At 72.2% G+C, this 18,260-nt stretch carries 18 protein-coding genes and 2 pseudogenes; 13 read left to right on the forward strand and 7 right to left on the reverse strand.

Features of this window, described 5'->3' with window-relative positions; genetic code table 11:
• Positions 1 to 178: 178 nt before the first annotated feature.
• Positions 179 to 661 carry a nucleoside deaminase gene (locus ACWCPM_RS24980; RefSeq protein WP_450978488.1) on the reverse strand — a complete coding sequence of 161 codons (483 nt, stop codon included), beginning with the start codon at positions 659 to 661 and terminating at the stop codon, positions 179 to 181.
• Between the two features lie 158 nt (positions 662 to 819).
• Here ACWCPM_RS24980 and ACWCPM_RS24985 point away from each other — a divergent pair, with 158 nt between their 5' ends.
• On the forward strand, positions 820 to 1,587 hold the full coding sequence (locus tag ACWCPM_RS24985; protein ID WP_450978548.1) for an ArsR/SmtB family transcription factor: 768 nt from the start codon (positions 820 to 822) through the stop codon (positions 1,585 to 1,587).
• Between the two features lie 79 nt (positions 1,588 to 1,666).
• Here the strand turns inward: ACWCPM_RS24985 and ACWCPM_RS24990 are convergent, their stop codons facing one another.
• Positions 1,667 to 2,107: an SPW repeat protein gene (locus tag ACWCPM_RS24990; RefSeq protein ID WP_450978489.1), complete on the reverse strand. Its 441-nt coding sequence runs from the start codon at positions 2,105 to 2,107 to the stop codon at positions 1,667 to 1,669.
• A gap of 462 nt (positions 2,108 to 2,569) precedes the next feature.
• Here ACWCPM_RS24990 and ACWCPM_RS24995 point away from each other — a divergent pair, with 462 nt between their 5' ends.
• The 3 genes from ACWCPM_RS24995 to ssuE all read left to right on the forward strand — a co-directional run bounded on the left by ACWCPM_RS24995 (position 2,570) and on the right by ssuE (position 4,014).
• On the forward strand, positions 2,570 to 2,737 hold the full coding sequence (locus ACWCPM_RS24995; RefSeq protein ID WP_399900578.1) for a hypothetical protein: 168 nt from the start codon (positions 2,570 to 2,572) through the stop codon (positions 2,735 to 2,737).
• Between the two features lie 305 nt (positions 2,738 to 3,042).
• Entirely contained in the window at positions 3,043 to 3,120 is a 78-nt protein-coding gene (locus ACWCPM_RS25000) for a putative leader peptide (protein WP_351405193.1), read from the forward strand.
• Positions 3,121 to 3,459: 339 nt separating this feature from the next.
• Positions 3,460 to 4,014, forward strand: coding sequence for an NADPH-dependent FMN reductase (gene ssuE, locus ACWCPM_RS25005; protein WP_450978490.1), 555 nt, complete (start codon positions 3,460 to 3,462; stop codon positions 4,012 to 4,014).
• 94 nt (positions 4,015 to 4,108) lie between these two features.
• Here the strand turns inward: ssuE and ACWCPM_RS25010 are convergent, their stop codons facing one another.
• The gene (locus ACWCPM_RS25010; RefSeq protein ID WP_450978491.1) at positions 4,109 to 5,140 is read right to left on the reverse strand and encodes an acyl-CoA dehydrogenase family protein; all 1,032 of its coding nucleotides are present in this window, start codon (positions 5,138 to 5,140) and stop codon (positions 4,109 to 4,111) included.
• 82 nt (positions 5,141 to 5,222) lie between these two features.
• Positions 5,223 to 5,342 (reverse strand): annotated as a pseudogene (locus ACWCPM_RS25015) (urea ABC transporter permease subunit UrtB); the annotation flags it as partial.
• Positions 5,343 to 5,584: 242 nt separating this feature from the next.
• Here ACWCPM_RS25015 and ACWCPM_RS25020 point away from each other — a divergent pair.
• Positions 5,585 to 6,280, forward strand: coding sequence for a chitinase (locus ACWCPM_RS25020; protein ID WP_450978492.1), 696 nt, complete (start codon positions 5,585 to 5,587; stop codon positions 6,278 to 6,280).
• A 74-nt stretch (positions 6,281 to 6,354) separates the two neighbouring features.
• The gene (locus ACWCPM_RS25025; protein ID WP_450978493.1) at positions 6,355 to 7,728 is read left to right on the forward strand and encodes a phospholipase; all 1,374 of its coding nucleotides are present in this window, start codon (positions 6,355 to 6,357) and stop codon (positions 7,726 to 7,728) included.
• A gap of 84 nt (positions 7,729 to 7,812) precedes the next feature.
• On the opposite strand, the pseudogene ACWCPM_RS25030 reads toward ACWCPM_RS25025, so the two are convergent.
• Positions 7,813 to 7,941: pseudogene (locus tag ACWCPM_RS25030) on the reverse strand (sphingomyelin phosphodiesterase); the annotation flags it as partial.
• Between the two features lie 268 nt (positions 7,942 to 8,209).
• Between ACWCPM_RS25030 and ACWCPM_RS25035 the strand changes: the two are divergent.
• The 7 genes from ACWCPM_RS25035 (at position 8,210) to ACWCPM_RS25065 (ending at position 16,619) form a co-directional block, all read left to right on the forward strand.
• On the forward strand, positions 8,210 to 9,040 hold the full coding sequence (locus ACWCPM_RS25035) for an alpha/beta fold hydrolase (RefSeq protein ID WP_450978494.1): 831 nt from the start codon (positions 8,210 to 8,212) through the stop codon (positions 9,038 to 9,040).
• A gap of 141 nt (positions 9,041 to 9,181) precedes the next feature.
• Positions 9,182 to 9,706, forward strand: coding sequence for a (2Fe-2S)-binding protein (locus ACWCPM_RS25040; RefSeq protein ID WP_450978495.1), 525 nt, complete (start codon positions 9,182 to 9,184; stop codon positions 9,704 to 9,706).
• Between the two features lie 34 nt (positions 9,707 to 9,740).
• The gene (locus tag ACWCPM_RS25045; RefSeq protein ID WP_450978496.1) at positions 9,741 to 10,769 is read left to right on the forward strand and encodes an FAD binding domain-containing protein; all 1,029 of its coding nucleotides are present in this window, start codon (positions 9,741 to 9,743) and stop codon (positions 10,767 to 10,769) included.
• Positions 10,766 to 13,000 (forward strand): xanthine dehydrogenase family protein molybdopterin-binding subunit, encoded by a 2,235-nt coding sequence (locus tag ACWCPM_RS25050; protein ID WP_450978497.1) that lies wholly within the window; start codon positions 10,766 to 10,768, stop codon positions 12,998 to 13,000. The genes ACWCPM_RS25045 and ACWCPM_RS25050 overlap by 4 nt, the downstream gene beginning before the upstream one ends.
• Before the next feature lie 73 nt (positions 13,001 to 13,073).
• Positions 13,074 to 14,861, forward strand: a complete 1,788-nt coding sequence (locus ACWCPM_RS25055; protein WP_450978498.1) for a SpoIIE family protein phosphatase — start codon at positions 13,074 to 13,076, stop codon at positions 14,859 to 14,861.
• Between the two features lie 96 nt (positions 14,862 to 14,957).
• Positions 14,958 to 15,350, forward strand: a complete 393-nt coding sequence (locus ACWCPM_RS25060) for a VOC family protein (protein WP_450978499.1) — start codon at positions 14,958 to 14,960, stop codon at positions 15,348 to 15,350.
• A gap of 195 nt (positions 15,351 to 15,545) precedes the next feature.
• Positions 15,546 to 16,619 (forward strand): adenosine deaminase, encoded by a 1,074-nt coding sequence (locus ACWCPM_RS25065; protein ID WP_450978500.1) that lies wholly within the window; start codon positions 15,546 to 15,548, stop codon positions 16,617 to 16,619.
• Here the strand turns inward: ACWCPM_RS25065 and ACWCPM_RS25070 are convergent.
• Positions 16,607 to 17,116 carry a mycothiol transferase gene (locus ACWCPM_RS25070; RefSeq protein WP_450978549.1) on the reverse strand — a complete coding sequence of 170 codons (510 nt, stop codon included), beginning with the start codon at positions 17,114 to 17,116 and terminating at the stop codon, positions 16,607 to 16,609. The two genes, ACWCPM_RS25065 and ACWCPM_RS25070, sit on opposite strands and share 13 nt — an antisense overlap.
• A gap of 186 nt (positions 17,117 to 17,302) precedes the next feature.
• Positions 17,303 to 18,190 carry a LysR substrate-binding domain-containing protein gene (locus ACWCPM_RS25075; RefSeq protein WP_450978501.1) on the reverse strand — a complete coding sequence of 296 codons (888 nt, stop codon included), beginning with the start codon at positions 18,188 to 18,190 and terminating at the stop codon, positions 17,303 to 17,305.
• Positions 18,191 to 18,260: the final 70 nt, after the last annotated feature.

Raw genomic sequence — 18,260 nt, forward strand, 5'->3', positions numbered from 1 at the left:
GGCCGCGTATGCGGTGGGAGCGGTGTACGGACCCCAGCGCCCTGCATCACCTGGTTGCTCGGCCGCGTATGCGGTGGGAGCGGTGTACGGACCCCAGCGCCCTGCATCACCTGGTTGCTCGGCCGCGTATGCGGTGGGAGCGGTGTACGGACCCCGACGTCCTGCATCACCTGGTTGCTCAGCCGCGTGCGCGGTGGGAGCGGCGGTGCAGCTCCCGGATCTCGGCGGTGAGCTCGGGGACCGGCCCCTCCACGGTCACGCCGGGCGCCACCTCGTTCACCGGCAGCGTCCGGACGGGAGGCGCCGGTACCCCCAGCTCCGCCAGCCATGCGGCCAGCTGCTCGGACGACGCCACGTAGACGATGCGGCCGAGGCCCACCCAGGCGTGCGCGGCGGCGCACATCGGGCAGTGTTCGCCGGACGTGTACACCGTCGCCGCCGCCCGCTGCCGCGGGGACAGGTGCTCCGCCGCCCAGCGGGCCAGCTCGAACTCCGGATGCCGGGTGCGGTCGCCCGAGGCCACGCGGTTGTGGTCCTCCGCGAGCACCGCGCCGTCCGCGCCCACCAGCACCGAGCCGAACGGCTCGTCCCCGGCCTCCAGCGCCTCGGCGGCCAGCTCGACACAGCGGCGCAGATACGGCAGTTCGGCTTCGCTCACCATGCGTTCGGTCTCCTCTTCCGTCTCTTCCGTCGGTGACATCGGCGTGTCCAGTCCACACCCGGTCTCGGAGCGACGGCCTCCCGGGGTGGCCCGGGATTGACATGCAGGCAATTGCCTGCATAACTTGGAGTGTGCGATCAGAGGACGACGACTTCCGGATGGACAAGGTCTTCAAGGCCCTGGCCGACGAGACCCGCATACGCCTGCTGGACCGGCTGCGCGAGGAGAACGGTCAGACGCTCGGCGAGCTGTGCGAGCGCATCGAGATGACCCGCCAGTCGGTGACCCAGCATCTGGCCGTCCTGGAGGACGCCCGTCTGGTCAGCACGGTGCGACGGGGCCGGACCAAGTTGCACTACCTCAATCCGGTGCCGCTCCATGAGATCCAGGAGCGGTGGATCGACAAGTTCGAGCGCCCGCGGCTGCGCGTGCTCGCCGCCGTGAAGCGACAAGCCGAGGAAACCATGAACGACAAGCCCGATTTCGTCTACGTCACCTACATCGCGAGCACCCCGGAGAAGGTCTGGGACGCGCTGACCGACGCCGACCTCACCGCCGCCTACTGGGGGCACAGCAACGTCTCCGACTGGAAGCCGGGGTCACGCTGGGCGCATGTGCGCACCGACGGCTCCGGCGTGGCCGACGTGGTCGGGACCGTCGCGGAGAGTGAGCGTCCGACCCGGCTGGTCACCACCTGGGCCGCGCCCGAGGACGAGGGGGACGCCGCCAGGCACTCCCGTGTCACCTTCGACATCCGGCCGCACGGCGACATCGTCCGTCTCACCGTCACCCACGAGGACCTCGCCGACGAGGGGGAGCGCGCCGACGTGGCGTCCGGCTGGGCGGCGGTGCTCTCCAACCTCAAGTCGCTGCTGGAGACCGGCAGTCCGCTGCCCGAGGAGCCCTGGCTGGTGCCCGGCCCCTGAGGCGGCGCAACGGCCGGTCCGCCAGGCATGGCGGGCCGGCCTCGCTGCTGTCCATGGACTCCCTTCCTGTCGGGGACACCTACGGCTTGGGGACGCTCTTCGCTGCCGTACCGGCGCACACCAGGCCCAGGATCAGAGCCAGGGCGCCGATGATGATGTTGTTCCAGATGGGCCCCGCGTCCGGGCCTCTGCCGACGATCCACGGCGAGATGATCATCCACACGCCCAGCGCGCACATGGCCCAGCTGAGGCCGTACATGCGTTCGGGTGCGCGGGTGAACCCGAGTGCCAGCAGGGCGATCGCGACCCCGATGATCAGGTTGTGGGTCGCGAGTGCGGGCTGGCCGGTGGCGTAGTGGACCACCCAGGGGGATACGGCACAGTACAGACCGAGCAGGAACACCGGTCCGTCCACGAGTGCCACATCGCGGCCGCCGAGCATGCGGGCGTAGCGCTCCCGCATCTCGAAGGCATCGGGGTGGCTGGTTATGTCACCTCTGGTCGGTTGGACGTTGGCCATGACTCGTCTCCTTCTGGCTTCGCTGGCCAGACCACGTCTGGTGCGGTAAGCGCCGCGTTATGTCCATTCTGCTCTTATTTCTCCTTTATGTGTAGAGGTCACTGTTCTGATCATCCCGAGGGGAACCGATCGTGAGCACGGACCCGTTCCCGGCGGCTCTCCGGGGCCGGGAGCGTCGACCTCAAGGGCATCTCCCCCCGCGCCGGTGTCCGCGCGGTCCGGAGCGCGGCCGCGACGACGCCGGGCCGCCCCTCCGCGCCAGGCCCGCGCCGCCCGTCCACGGCCCGAACTCGCCCTCGCGGCCCGCTTCCTGGAGGCCCGCCGAACGGGGCGGGTGGTCGCGCGCGGTCCCGCCGACATGGCCGGCATACATGACCGCGAGGATCGAGGGCAGGCGGACCGTACGGGAGTTGCCCGTGTCCGCCGGGACTTCGGCGGAGGACGTGGGAGGTGTCCGCGGCTATGGGTGCGAAGGTGATGGAGCGATTTCCCGCCGGTGCTCCGCGCGGTTCGTGGCCGGCGGAGGAGTACGCCGCCGCCCTGCGCGCCGAGGGAGAGCCGGCGACGGTCGTGATGGACCTGCGGCAGGACGCGTTCCTCGTGGTGGTCCCCGCCCGCGACGAGGACTGACGGCAGGCGGCCGGGCCCCCGGAGGCTCCCGGGCTCCACGGACGCACACCTCGTGCAGGGCCCGGGCCACCCGCGGCACGGCCCCGTACCCGCGCCGCCGCGGTTCCAGGGAGCCGTCGATGACGCCGAAGTCCGGCGGCGCGGACACCCCGGGACCCTCCGCGGCGATCGGCACGCCCGTCCCGGCACGGTCGGCGGGGTGTGCGAAGCGCGGGTCGCCCGCAGTTCGCCGGTCCGCGATACGAGACCGGTCGGGTACTCCTTGACGGTTCCGAACGGCGGCTGCCACGATCGACGGCATGATGATGCGACTGGACCTCACGCGGCGACGCCATGTCGACCTCGCGCGTGTCTCCAGCGCCTCCTGTCGCGCCGCCGCCTGATCACAGCCGCGATCGCGCCACTCCGCGGCCGCCGTCCGGCAGTTGGGCCCCGCCCGTACCTCCGGGCCTTCGTCCGCCCGGCGCACGCGCTCCGCCCGCCTCGGTGACCGGCGTCATCGCGCGGCCGTCCGCGACTCGGGCTGTCCGCGCTCCTCGCGAACGCCGCCCGCGGAGTCCGCGCCGGACTCGGCGGCCCGCCGGCCGGCCTCCGCTCGCAGCACGACTCCCGCCGGGAGGCGGGGCGATGGTCGCCGCTGGGCGAACTGCCCGAGCCCACCCGGTGGTCGTCCGCGTCCGCCCCACCTCCGGACCCCTCCGACCCGCCCGGAAAGTGAGACCATGGCCACCGTTCTGTCCGTCTCCGGCAGTCCCTCCGCCTCCTCCCGAACCGACCGGCTGCTGCGCCGACTCGACCAGCGATTGGCCGCGCAGGGCCACGACGTCGTCCCGCTCGACATCCGCACCGTCCCGGCCGAGGCCCTGTTCGGCGCCGACGTACGGAACCCGGCGATCGTGCGCGCCACCGAACTGTTCGCCCGCGCCGAGGGGGTCGTCATCGGCACGCCTGTCTACAAGGCGTCGTACTCGGGCGTCCTCAAGGCGCTCCTCGACCTGCTGCCGCAGTACGCCCTGACCGGCAAGACGGTGCTGCCGCTCGCCACCGGCGGCACCGCCGCCCACGTCCTCGCCATCGACTACGCACTGCGTCCCGTGCTGTCCTCGATGGGGGCGGCCCACATCGTGCAGGGCTGGTTCACCCTGGACAAGGACCTCACCGTGCACGACGACGGCACGCTCGCCGTCGCGCCGGCCGCCGCGGAGGCACTCGGCCAGGTGGTCGACCAGTTCTCGGCCGCCCTGGGCCGCACCCCGCTGCTGGCGGCGGCGGGCTGAACGCGATGCCCGTCCCGCGAGGAGACCCGGTGGCCTCACCGGGTGTCCCTGCCCGCCGTGACCCGTGATGCCGCCGCCGCGGCTGCCGTCGGCCTCATGAGGCCAGGGCGTCCAGGTGCGCGCGGCGGGACGTGGCGGTCTGGCCCTGGACCAGCAGGAACAGGGCCTCGCGGGCGAGCCGCTGGGCCTTGCTGGTCAGTGCCATCGACCGGCCGCCGCCGGACACCACGGCCGCCGTGGTCGCCGCGCGCAGCAGCTCGTACGACCGCAGCCTGAGCGCCAGCCGCTCCTCCAGGTGCTCGTGCGGCGCCGCCTCGTCGGCCAGCGCGTAGGCGCGGCCGCGGATCTCGGCCAGACGGGTGCGCAGCGGGCCCGCGACGTCGTCGTCCAGCAGGCCGAGGGCGGCCTCGGTGACACCGAAGACCGCGGGGGAGGCGGCCAGCGTCTTCGGGCGGTCCCCGGCGGCCCACCGCTCGTACGGAGTCCGCGCCGCGACCGCCTCCTCGGGCAGCCACAACCCGTCCAGCTCCAGCGACACGGTGCGCGCGGCGGTGAGCGCCGCGAGCCGCATCGGCGGCGAGGCACGCAGCCCCGGCTGCTCCCGCGCCTCCGTGAACGCGAACAGCGCCTCACCGCCGCCGGTGATCCCGGCGAGCAGCATCACGTCGTTGAGGCCCCAGCCCGTGTACCAGGGGACGGTCCCCTCGAAGCGCCACCCTCCCCGCTCCCGCTCTACCCGCACCGGCGTTCTCGGGTAGGCCCGCAGATGCGCGTAGGCGACGCCGGACAGCAGCTCACCCCGGGCCAGCGGGCCCAGCAGCCGCTCCCGCACCGGCGCCGCGCACGCCACCAGCGTCGCGACCGGCGTGTGGTGCTGCGTCTGGACGAACCAGGTCGAGCAGCAGGCCCCCGACAGGATCTCCGCCGTCTCCCGGGCCACCGCGGCGGGCGCGGCCGATCCGCCGTACTCCCTGGGCGCACCGAGCCCCAGCAGCCCCGACCGCTTGACGGCCTCGATGTGCCCCGCGGGTACCTCGGTCCGGTCCACCGTCTCGGCCTGCGGGGCGAGCAGATTGTCCGCCAGCTGCCGGGCGCTGGTGACGAGCGGGTGCGGTGTGGTGGTCATGGCAAAGATCTTCCGCCGCGGTGGCGCGGGATGTCGATTCCGGGGCCGCCGTGTCCGGGGGGCACGGCCGGCCGCGCCCGCTGAACAGCCGGCTGCCGGCGACCGTCAGCGGATCGGCGCCGCCGATCAGGGTGACGTTCCCGGTGAGCCAGTCCGGCGCGCGGGTCTGCACGTTCGGCGCGCCGAAGACGACGTCGCGCGCGGAGAGCGTCCGCGGACCTCAGGCCGTCACCCCGTGGCCGGGCGGGTGCGCGTGTACGTCGTGAGCCCGGGTGACTCCCGGAACCTCGTCCGCCGTTTGACTGGTCTACACCCTTGACTGGTACAGACCAACGCGGTTGAGTGTCGGACCAACCCCCCACCACGGCCGCCCCCGACGTCTCCTTCCCGGGAGCGGCCGTGTTCCGCAAAGGAGCCGAACCTGTGTCGAGGCGTCGTATCCGCATGTCCGCACTCCTGGGCTCGCTCGCACTCGCGGGCGCGGCCCTGGCCCTCCAACCGGCCCCCACCGCTTCAGCCGCCGGATTCGTGGTCAGTGAGGCGCAGTTCAACCAGATGTTCCCGGGCCGGAACTCCTTCTACACCTACGGAGGTCTCACCGCCGCGCTCAGCGCGTATCCCGGCTTCGCCAACACCGGCAGTGACACCGTGAAGAAGCAGGAGGCGGCGGCCTTCCTCGCCAATGTGAGCCACGAGACCGGCGGTCTCGTCCACGTCGTCGAGCAGAACCAGGCCAACTACCCGCACTACTGCGACCGGAGCCAGTGGTACGGCTGCCCGGCCGGCCAGGCCGCCTACTACGGGCGCGGTCCCATCCAGCTGAGCTGGAACTTCAACTACAAGGCCGCGGGCGACTCGCTCGGCATCGACCTGCTCAACAACCCCTGGCTCGTGCAGAACAACGCGTCCGTGGCCTGGAAGACCGGCCTGTGGTACTGGAACACCCAGTCCGGCCCCGGCACCATGACCCCGCACAACGCCATGGTCAACGGTGCCGGCTTCGGCCAGACGATCCGCAGCATCAACGGCTCCCTGGAGTGCGACGGCAAGAACCCGGCCCAGGTCCAGAGCCGGGTGAACAACTACCAGCGGTTCACCCAGATCCTCGGGGTTTCACCGGGTGGCAACCTCTACTGCTGACGCGGGCCCGCGAGGCATGGTGTCATGCACCTGACCATAGCTGACCGCAGCTTCGCGAAACGAAGGGCAACGTCATGCGTCGCACCCCCCACGCCCTGCTCGCCACGACCGCCGCGCTGGTCGCGGCGGTCGTGGCCCCCGCACCCCCGGCCGGGGCCGCGGCGGCGGCCCCGGCCTCCGGCACGTACTACGTGCAGAGCGCCATCACCGGCCTCAACGCGGCCGACAGCCAGGGCGCCGTCGAACAGCACAGACCCAAGGGCAACGAGGACCGCCAGCAGTGGAACCTCCGCCCGAGCGGCGCCTCCCACGTCCTCGAGAACACCGAGGCCGCGGGCAGTTGCCTCGGCCGCGCGGGCGACCAGGCGCGCACCGTCGCCTGTACGAGCGCCGACGCGGCCTGGGAGATCACACCCACCGGTGCCGACCAGTACACCCTCAAGGCGCCGGGCACGGACCGCCATCTCACGCTCGCCCCCAAGCCCTCCGGCGCCAACCACCCCGCCCCGCTGGCGATCGGCGCCCCGGGCGCCCTCGCCTCCTGGTACCTCACCCCCGTCACACCGGCCACCACGCCCATGCCGCCCCAGGACCGGCGCACCCTGGACCAGGTCACGTTCCTCACCTCGCACAACGCCTACGCCAACGGCGTCGACGGCGGCTTCGCCCCGCCCTTCGTGAACCTCGCCCCGAACCAGTCGCGCGGCCTCTCCCAGCAACTCGCCGACGGTGTCCGTGGCTTCATGCTGGACATCCACCAGACACCCGACGGCGCGATCCTCTGCCACAACAGCTGCACCCTGGTCAGCCGGCCGGTCGCCCTGTGGGTCGACCTCCAGCGCATCGTGGACTTCCTCCGCACGCACCCCGACCAGTTCGTGACGGTCTTCCTGGAGGACTACGTCGACCCGGGCGTCCTGCGCTCCGAACTCGCCCGGGTGAACGGCCTGGACGACGTCCTCTACCGCCCCGACCGGACGGGGGTCCGCGACAACGGCTGGCCCCGGCTCGCCGATCTGGTCGCCGCCGACGACAGGCTGCTCATCTTCACCGACCGCAGCCGCTCCGCCGACCAGTCCGCGGGCCTGACACGGGACAGCTTCGGCGTGATGTACCAGCGCGAGTGGACCGTCGAGAACTACTGGTCCATGGGCTCCGGCCTCGGCTCCTCCGACTGGTCCTGCTACAGCCGGTGGTACGACGCGCACACCGACCTGCCGCTGACCCGTACCGAATCCCGCTTCCGCCCGCTGTTCGTGATGAACCACTTCCGTGACGTCCCGATCACCGGCACGGTCCGCACGGACAACACCAAACTCGCCGACCGCGCCCGCCGTTTCTGCGAGCCGGCCGCCCGCAAGAAGCCCAACTTCCTCGCGGTGGACCGCTACGAACTCGGCGACACCATGTCCGCCGTGAACACCCTGAACACCTACACGTACCCGTAGACCGAAGGCGCGGCGAGGCGGGCCCCATTCACCCGGGGCCCGCCTCCGTCAGTACCCGAGCACCGGGTAGTGGTCGGACAGATCGGTGTACGGGTGGTCGGTGCGCGCGGTGCCGTCCACGAGCCCGGCGTCCGAGAGCATCGACGCGTGCTCGGCGTCGCGGGAGTCGACGTTCAGGTCACCGGCGACCAGCACCTGCTCGTCCGCCGGGATACTTCCAGGTAACACCCTTGCGTGCCAGGGGTGGCGGAAGCCCGAATGCCCCTGTCCGGAGCGCCGGCACAGGCCGCCGGCGCGTGGAAAGTCCAGAAAATGAGGTATTCCGGACGCGGGCGTAACGTGGCTCTATGGGTCCGGCCGCGGCCCGCGGGTCCGGCGCTCCCCCATGGCTGGGTTCCGGCCACGGTGTGCCGGCGGCCGTCGCGCGACCCAGCCGCCTCAGCCTCTGTCTCTCCACTCCTTTCCAGCGGAAGGATCAGCAATGGGCACGGTCACCACCTCCGACGGAACGACCATCTTCTACAAGGACTGGGGTCCGCGTGACGCTCAGCCGATCGTCTTCCACCACGGCTGGCCGCTCAGCGCGGACGACTGGGACAACCAGATGCTGTTCTTCCTCTCCCACGGCTACCGCGTGATCGCCCATGACCGGCGGGGACACGGCCGGTCCAGCCAGTCCTCGACCGGCCACGAGATGGACACCTATGCCGCCGACGTCGCGGCGGTGACCGACGCGCTCGACCTCCAGGGCGCCGTGCACATCGGGCACTCGACCGGCGGCGGTGAGGTCGCGCACTACGTCGCGCGCGCCAAGCCCGGCCGGGTCGCCAAGGCGGTACTCGCCGGCGCCGTCCCACCGGTGATGCTCAAGTCCGAGTCCAACCCGGGCGGTACACCGATGGAGGTCTTCGACGAGTTCCGTGCCGCCCTCGCGGCCAACCGCTCCCAGTTCTACATCGACGTGCCGTCGGGACCGTTCTACGGGTTCAACCGGGACGGCGCCGAGGTGAACGAGGGCATGGTCCACAACTGGTGGCGGCAGGGCATGATGGGCGCCGCCAACGCCCACTACGAGTGCATCAAGGCGTTCTCCGAGACCGACTTCACCGAGGACCTGAAGAAGATCGACGTCCCGGTGCTGGTGATGCACGGCACCGACGACCAGGTCGTGCCCTACGCGGACGCGGGCCCGCTCTCGGCCGAACTCCTGCCGCACGGCACCCTGAAGTCGTACGAGGGCTACCCGCACGGCATGCTCACGACGCATCCGGAGGTCCTCAACCCCGACATCCTGGAGTTCGTGAAGTCGTAGCGTCCCCGCGCCAGGGGGCGGCTCCCGGCCGTCCCCTTCGGGGTCGTGGACACGCACCTGCCGGTCCCGATCGGGGACCCACCTTTTGCGGCCCCTGTGTGTCGGTAAGAGAATGAAGGGTGCATTCCCTGGAGGTGTGCCATGTCCACTCCCGGCCAGGCAGCGACCGCTGCGGGCACCGCACGGGGGGAGCGCGGCCCCGGTCCGGCCCGGGTGCGACTGTCGATCAACGGCACCGCGCACACCCTGGACATCGAGCCGCGTGTGAGCCTGCTGGACGCGCTCCGGGAGCGTCTCGACCTCACGGGCGCCAAGAAGGGCTGCGATCAGGGCACCTGCGGAGCCTGCACGGTGTGGGTCGACGGACGGCGGGTGCTGGCCTGCCTCACGCTCGCGATGACCTGCGAAGACCACGAGATCACCACCATCGAGGGACTCGCCGCGCAGGGAGCGCCGCACCCGATGCAGCAGGCGTTCATCGAGCAGGACGCGTTCCAGTGCGGCTACTGCACTCCCGGCCAGATCATGTCCGCCGTGGCGCTCATCGAGGAAGGACACGCCGGGGACGACAGCGAGATCAAGGAGTGGATGAGCGGCAACATCTGCCGCTGCGCCGCCTATCCGCACATCCGGGCCGCGATCCGCTCCGTCCGCGACCAGACGTAGGACCCGACACGGAGCAAGACGCGGGAGGCCCCTCGTGCGGCCCATCACCTACCTCCGCGCGACCGACGCGGCGACCGCCGTCGCCGCCGTCAGCGCGGACCCCACCAGCGACTTCCTCGCCGGGGGCACCACCGAGGTGGACCTGCTCCGGCAGAACGTGCTGAACCCCCGTCGTCTCGTCGACATCAACGGGCTGCCCCTGGCCCGCGTCGAAGGCACGCCGGGAGGCGGGCTGCGCATCGGCGCGCTGGCGCGGATGAGCGAGGTCGCGGCGGCCCCCGTCGTACGCGAACGATTCCCGCTGCTCGCGCAGGCGCTGGAGCTGGGAGCCTCCGCGCAACTGCGCAACATGGCCTCCATGGGGGGCAACCTGCTGCAACGCGTGCGCTGTTCCTACTTCCGCGACGCGCAGTCCCCGTGCAACAAGCGTGACCCCGGCACCGGTTGCCCGGCCGTCGAGGGCTTCAGCCGCGGCCACGCGGTGCTCGGCACCAGCGAACACTGCATCGCCACCCACCCCTCCGACGTGGCCGTCGCCCTGGTCGCGCTGGACGCACGCGTGCACACGGTGGGCCCGGACGGCGAACGGACCTGTGCGATCGACGACTTCTTCCTCCTCCCCGGCGACTCCCCGCACCACGAGCACCCCATGGAGCACGGTGAGCTGATCACCGGCATCGAGGTGCCCCCCGCACCACTGGCGCGGCACTCCCTCTACCTGAAGGTCAGGGACCGCGAGTCCTACGAGTTCGCGCTGGTCTCGGTCGCGGCCGCGCTGTCCGTCGTGGACGGCACCGTCGCCGACGTGCGGATGGCGCTGGGCGGCGTGGCCACCAAGCCCTGGCGGGCCCGGCGCGCCGAGGACTTCCTGATCGGCGCGGCCGTGAACCGGGAGAACTTCGCCCTGGCCGGCCGCGTGGAACTGGCCGACGCCAGGCCCACCGCCATGAACTCCTTCAAGGTCGAACTCGCCCAGCGCGCGATCGTCCGCGCCCTCGACACGCTCAGCGACGGAACGGGAGCCGGTCCGGCGGCCCGGCCCGGGACCGGGAGCCCCTCATGACCGCCACCGTCCCGTCCGCCCTCGGACAGCCGCTCGACCGGGTGGACGGCCTGGCCAAGGTCGGCGGAACCGCGCGCTACTCCACCGAGATCCCCCTCCCGGACATGGCGTACGCCTGCGTGGTCGGCTCCCGCGTCGCCGCCGGGCGGGTCACGGAGATCGACACGAGCGCCGCGCTGGCCGAGGAGGGCGTCCTCGCGGTCCTCACCCACAGGACGCTCCCGAGGATCGCGGAGCAGCCGCCGCTCATCCCCTCGCTCGCCGGGACGGCCGCCCCCGCCCAGACCTTCTTCCCGATGCAGGACGACACCGTGCACTACGCGGGCCAGCAGATCGCGCTCGTCCTCGCCGACACCTGGGAACGGGCCCAGCACGGAGCGCGGCTGGTCCGTGTCACCTACGAGGAGACCCCGCCGGTCACCACCCTCGACCAGGGCCGTGACCGGTCGTACGTGCCCGAGCGGATCTTCGGCGGTTTCGTCCCGGGCCACCTGGAGCGCGGGGACGTCGAGGCCGCCCTCCAGGACGCGGACGTCCGGCTGGACGGCACCTACACCTACGCCGCGAACCACCACAACCCGATCGAACCTTCCTGCACCACGGCTCAGTGGGACGGCGACGAACTGCTGCTGTTCGACTCCACACAGGGGGTCAACGCCACGCAGATGACCGTCGCCCGGCTGCTGGGCGTGCCGATGTCGAGGATCAGGGTCATCAGCCACTACGTCGGCGGCAGCTTCGGGTGCAAGGCGATGATCCATGCCCACGCGGCGCTCGCCGCGATGGCGGCCCGCGAGATCGGCCGGCCGGTCAAACTCGCCCTGACCCGGGAGCAGATGTTCACCTCCGTGGGCCACCGCGAGGAGCAGGAGCAGCGCGTCACCCTCGGTGCGACCCGTGAGGGCCGGCTGACCGGGATCAGGCACCACAAGCTGTCCCCGACCTCCCCCTTCGACGACTGGGCCGAACCCTCCGTAGGCACCTCCTCGCAGATCTACGCCTGTCCCGCGTTCGAGGGCGAGTACCGGCTGTTCCGCGCCAACACCGCGACCCCCACCTTCATGCGGGCACCCGGAGAGGCGAGCGGCATGTTCGCGCTGGAGTGCTCCATGGACGAACTCGCCCACGAACTGGGCATCGACCCCATCGAGTTGCGCCTGCGCAACCACACCGACGTCGACGCGATGTCGGGGCGGCCCTGGTCCAGCAGCGGCCTGCGGGAGTGCTACGAGCGCGGGGCACGGCGCTTCGGCTGGTCCGGACGCGATCCCCGGCCCCGTGTGCGCCGGGAAGGGAACTGGCTGCTCGGCACCGGCATGGCCACCGCGGTCTACCCGGTCGCCACGCCGGCCAACCCGCAGCGCGCCCGGGCCCGCGTCTACGCCGACGGCACGGCGGTCGTCCAGGCCGCGACCCCCGAGTTCGGCACCGGTGTCGCCACGGCCATGACCCAGGTCGCCGCGGTCGGCCTCGGCATGCGCACGGACAGGTGCCGCTTCGAGTTCGGGGACACCGACCTGCCCGGCATCGCCGCCGCGGTGGGATCGTCCGGCGCCGGGATGATCAGCGCGGCCGTGCACAGTGCCGCCACCGCACTGCGCGGGCAGCTGATCATGAGCGCCGTGGGCGATCCCGGTTCGCCGCTGCACGGCGCGGACCTCGTCGACGTGGTCGTCCAGGACGGGATCATGACCGCCGGCACCGCCTTTGAGTCGTACGGCGATCTGCTGCGCCGCAACCTCAGGCCGGACGCCGAGGCCGTCGGGCAGTGGAACCCGCCCCACGACATCCCTTACGCGATGATGACCTTCGGCGCCCAGTTCGCCGAGGTCGCCGTCGACGCGGAGCTCGGCCTCGTCCGGGTGCGGCGTATGACCGGGGCCTTCGCGCCCGGCCGGGTCCTCAATGCGAGGACGGCCCGCAGCCAGCTGATGGGCGGCATGCTCTGGGGCCTCGGCCAGGCCCTCCTGGAGGCCAACCACATGCAGCCGGACACCGGGCGCTGGGTCAGCACGAGCCTCGGGGAGTACCTCGTCCCCGTCAACGCGGACGCTCCCGACGTCGACATCGAACTCGTCGAGGTCGAGGACGACATCGTCAACCCCCTGGGCGTCAAGGGGGTCGGTGAGATCGGCCAGGTGGGTGTGGCGGCCGCGATCGCCAATGCCGTGCACCACGCCACCGGGCGGCGGGTGCGCAAACTGCCGATCATGATCGAGGACCTGTTGTGAACCTCGCGCCGGCCGCCCGCAGGCGCGCGCCGGCGCCCGTCCCCGTCACGACACGGCTGAAGGTCTTACACCCATGGGAGCACCGGAGCCCACCGGCGGAACGGACGGGACACCCGCGGCGGGCGGCTCGGGCGACACCGGCGGCGTGGACGCCCTGGGAGCCCTGGTCGCGGACGTGGGGGGCGAGGCGGCGGCGGCACTGCGCGCCCTGCTGACCGCGTCGGTCGTCGGCCTCGCGGTCTGGGACACCGACCTGCGCTGCGTCTGGGTCAACGACGCCCTCGAAGGCATCGACGGAATCGCCCGCGACCGGCGCTTGGGCCGTAGGCCGCGCGAGGCCCTGAGCGGGGACGCCGCGGAGCTGGACACGGTCGCGGCCCGGGTGCTGGAGACCGGGGTGTGCGTCACCGGACGCGAGTACCGGCCCGCGACGCTCGCGGGGCGGGACCGTGACCGTGTCCACTCGGCCTCCTTCCTGCGCCTGGACGACGCCGAGGGCCGCACGCTGGGTGTCTGCATGGTGACGCTGGTGATCAAGGACCGGCGATGGGCGGGGAATCGCCTGGCCATGGTCAACGAGGCGGGCGCCCGCATCGGGACCACGCTGGACGTCATGCGCACGGCTCAGGAACTGGCCGACTTCACCGTGCCGTCGCTCGCCGACTATGTGACCGTCGACCTGACGGAGGCGGTGCGCCTCGGTCAGGAGCCGCTGGACCGGCTCGGCCCCTCGCAGGGGAGCCTTCCCAAGTTCCGGCGAGCGGGCCGGGCCTCGATCCACGCCGGCGTGCCCGAAGCCCTCTGGGCGGAGGGTGAGGTGGTCTACGTCCCCGAGACGTCGCCGTTCATGAGGGCCCTGGCGTCCGGCCACGCCGTGCTGCAACCCAGGATCGACACGTCCGCCGGCACCTGGCTGGAACAGGATCCGGAGCGGGCCGCGAAGATCCGGGAGTTCCACATGCACTCCCTGCTGGTGGTCCCGATCCTCGCGCGCGGCGTGATCCTGGGCGTGGCGGTCTTCGTGCGGACGGACACCCCGGCGCCCTTCGACGAGACCGATCAGCTGCTCGCCGAGGAACTGGTCTCCCGCGCCGCGCTGAGCCTGGACAACGCCCGCCGCTACACCCGTGAGCGCACGGCGGCCCTCGTGCTCCAACGCAGTCTGCTGCCCCGCCGGCTGGACGGCGGAACCGCCATGGAGGTGGCCGCCCGCTATCTGCCGGCCGCGCCCGGCGACAGTGTCGGCGGTGACTGGTACGACGTCATCGGCCTGCCCGGCGGGCGACTGGCGCTCGTCCTGGGCGACGTGGTCGGGCACGGCATCGACGCCGCCGCGACCATGGGCCGGCTGCGCACGTCGATCCGTACCCTCGCCGATCTCGATCTGCCCCCGGACGAGCTGCTCACCAGGCTGGACCGGACGTTCATCCGGCTGACCGAGGACGAGGTCGCGGCCGGCGCCGACGTCCCGTCCATGGGCGCCACCTGCGTCTACGCGGTCCACGATCCGGCGACCTCGCTGTGCACGCTGGCGCTGGCCGGGCATCCGCCGCCCGCCGTCGTCCGCCCGGACGGTGTCGTCTCGTATCCCGACCTGCCCCACGGCCCCCCACTGGGGGTCGGCATGCTGCCCTTCCCGCCCGCCCGGATCGAGCTCCCCGCGGGCAGCGTGATCGCCCTGTACAGCGACGGGCTCGTCGAGGAGCGTCATCAGGACATCGACGTCGGCATGGAACGCGTCGCCCGCGCGCTCTCCCGGGGCGCCCCGTCGCTGGAGGAGCTGTGCACGGCGGTGGTCGGCACGCTGCCGACCCCGACCCCGGCCGACGACGTCACCCTGCTGCTCGCCCGAGCCCTGTGAGCCGCAGCCCGGCTACGGGCCGGTCCGGCGGCGACTGGCGCCTGTGAGGTTTTACGTATAACCTCTCCCGCTAATCAGCCCTCCCGGAAGGTCCCGATGGCACGCATCGCCCTGGTCACCCTCGTCGTCGACGACTACGACGAGGCCGTCCGCTTCTACACCGAGGCCCTCGGGTTCCGGCTCGCCGAGGACGCGCCCCGCCCCGACGGCTCCCGCTGGGTCGTCGTGGAACCCGGGACCGAGGGCGCCGGCACCGCCCTGCTGCTCGCCCGCGCCAAGGGCGAGGCGCAGCGGGCCCGGGTCGGTGACCAGACCGGCGGTCGCGTCGGTTTCTTCCTGCACACCGACGACTTCGCCCGCGACCACGCCAGGGCGCTCGCCGCGGGGGTGACCTTCCTGGAGGAGCCGCGGCACGAGCCGTACGGCACGGTCGCCGTCTTCCAGGACCTCTACGGCAACCGGTGGGATCTGCTCCAGCCCGCCGGCTGACCGACGCCGGCGCCCGGCGGAAACGCCGTCGCCACCAGCCCTCTGCGGTACGCGCCGGCCCCCCGCTGTACGCGCCCGGCCCCTGCCGAACGCACCAGCCCCGGCTCCGCTGCCGACCCACCGGCTCCGGAGCCGGCCCACCCGCTCCGCCGCCGACCACCCGCTCCGCACGCCCTGACCGAGGAAAGGCGCACCATGACAGCTACGCGCGTAGACATCGAGACCCTCCGGCGCCTTCCCAAGGCCGTCCTGCACGACCACCTCGACGGCGGCCTGCGCCCCGCCACCGTCGTCGAGCTGGCGGAGGCGGTCGGTCACACCCTGCCCACGACCGACCCCGAAGCGCTCGCCGCCTGGTACTACGACGCCGCCAACTCCGGCGACCTGGTCCGCTACATCGCCACCTTCGAGCACACCCTCGCCGTGATGCAGACCCGTGAGGGCCTGCTGCGCACCGCCGAGGAGTACGTCCTCGACCTCGCGGCGGACGGCGTCGTGTACGGCGAGGTCCGCTACGCGCCCGAGCTGATGGTCGCCGGCGGGCTGGCCCTGCCCGAGGTCGTCGAGACCGTGCAGGAGGGCCTCGCGGCGGGCATGGCCAAGGCGGCCGCCGCCGGTACGCCGGTCCGGGTGGGGACGCTGCTGTGCGGCATGCGGATGTTCGACCGGAGCCGGGAGATCGCCGACCTCACGGTGGCCTTCCGGGACGCCGGTGTCGTCGGCTTCGACATCGCCGGCGCGGAGGACGGCTTCCCGCCCGCCGACCACCTGGCCGCCTTCGAGCACCTGCGCCAGGAGAACGTGCCGTTCACCGTCCACGCCGGTGAGGCGCACGGGCTGCCCAGCATCCACCAGGCGCTCCAGACGTGCGGCGCCCAGCGCATCGGGCACGGCGTGCGGATCATCGACGACATCCCCGACCTCGCGGCGGGCAAGCTCGGCCGGCTCGCCGGGTGGGTCCGTGACCGCCGGATCGCGCTGGAGATGTGCCCGACCTCCAACCTCCAGACCGGCGCCGCCGACTCGATCGCCGAGCACCCGATCACGGCGCTCAAGGACCTCGGCTTCCGCGTCACGCTCAACACCGACAACCGCCTGGTCTCCGGTACGACCATGACCCGCGAGATGTCGCTGCTGGTCGAGGAGGCGGGCTGGACGGTCGAGGATCTGCGCACCGTGACGGTGAACGCCGTCAAGAGCGCGTTCATACCCTTCGACGAGCGCAATGCCCTGATCCGCGATGTGATCCTGCCGGGCTACGAGGTCTGAAGCAGCCCGCGTACGTATGCGGCCTGTCCGACGTGCTGAAGGTCGTCGGACAGGACGCTCACCAGCCGTACGCCGAGTGTGACCGGAGGGTCCCAGCGCTCGTCGACGACCCGTTCGAGGTCCTTGGCGGTCAGCTCGCCCAGGAAGCGCAGGGTCTGCTCGTGCACCGCGTCGTAGTAGCCGGTCAGCAGGTCGGGGGAGTCGACCCGAACCTTCGCCACCTGCGTCGAGCCGTGCCCGTACCCCGTGTCGTGACGGGGCAGGCCGAGGCCGAAGCGCTTCTCCCAGCCCTGGGCGAGCCAGACCTGGTCGAGCCCGGCGGCGTCGGCGACATGGTCGTCCTGCACGCGGCTGAGGTGCCAGATCAGCCAGCTGACGGAGTTGGCGCCGGGCCCGGGGCGGGCGTTGAGGTCGTCGTCGGTGAGGCCGTCGACGGCGGCGTGGACCTCTTCCCGGATGCGGCTGTAACCGTCGCTGAGGATGTCCTTGGCATGCATACGTCCCACCATGGCGCATCCACGCGCCGCCCACGACGGCGAGCGGCGCGCGAGGGCGCGACGCCGGCCCGCCTGAGCCGCCCGGGTTCCGGCGTCGTGGCCCGGCGTGCCTCAGTAGCCCGGGTTCCGGCGTCGAGGTGCGTCCCGTGTCAGCCGCCCGGATGCCGGGTCGTGGCCCGGCCCGCCTCAGTCGCCCGGGTGCGCGTCGAGGAGTGCCATGAGGGCACGGGCCGCAGGGCTCGTCGCCTCCGGGGACGGCAGCAGGGCGACCGTCTCGTACGCGGCCTCGCCGGTGCCCTTGAGCGGGAGAGCGGCCAGTGAGGCGCGCTTGTGGCGGAAGTGGTGCGGCACCACGGCGATGCCCAGGTTCTCGTCCAGCAGGTCGAGCAGGCTGTGCACGTCGTTCACCTCCAGGTCCACGGTCCGCCGGACGCCCGCCTTGGCGAACGCGGCGTCGGTGGCGCGGCGGGGCCCCCAGTCGGGATGGAAGTCGACGAAGACCTCGCCGCCGAGGTCCTGGGGCGTGACGGCCGCGCCGGCCGCGGCGAGACGGTGCGTCGGATGGCACAGGACGGTCATCGGCTCGTCGGTCAGGGACACCGTGCGCAACTGCTCGGTGTCCTCCTCGGTGCGCACCGCGAAGGCCAGGTCCAGGCGGCCCGCGGCGACCTCCTCCGTCAGCGCGCCCGAGCCGGCCTGCCGCAGACAGATCTCCACGTCCGGATGGCGGTGCCGGAACGCCGCGAGCAGTCGCGCCACGTTCACCCCCGCGATGCACTGCTCGGTGCCGAGCGCGAGGGTGCCGCGCAGCACGCCCTGCACCGCGGCCACCGCCTCGTGGGCCGACCGCACCTGGGCCAGGATGCGCTCCGCCTCGCCCAGCAGCGCCCGCCCGGCCGGGGTGAGCGTCACCCGTCGGGTGGTCCGCACGAACAGCGGGGTCTGCAACTCGCGCTCCAGTGCCCGGATCGAGGCGGACAGGCCCGACTGGGAGACCATGAGCCGTTCGGCCGCCCGGGTGAAATGCTGGTCCTCGGCGACCGCCACGAAGTGCTGGAGATGACGCAGTTCCATGACTGAGAAGCGTAGTCGCTGAATTCCATCTGATTCTTCTGTTGGACCACTGCCCGCAGGTCACGGCAGA

The sequence above is a fragment of the Streptomyces sp. NPDC002309 genome (assembly GCF_053593375.1).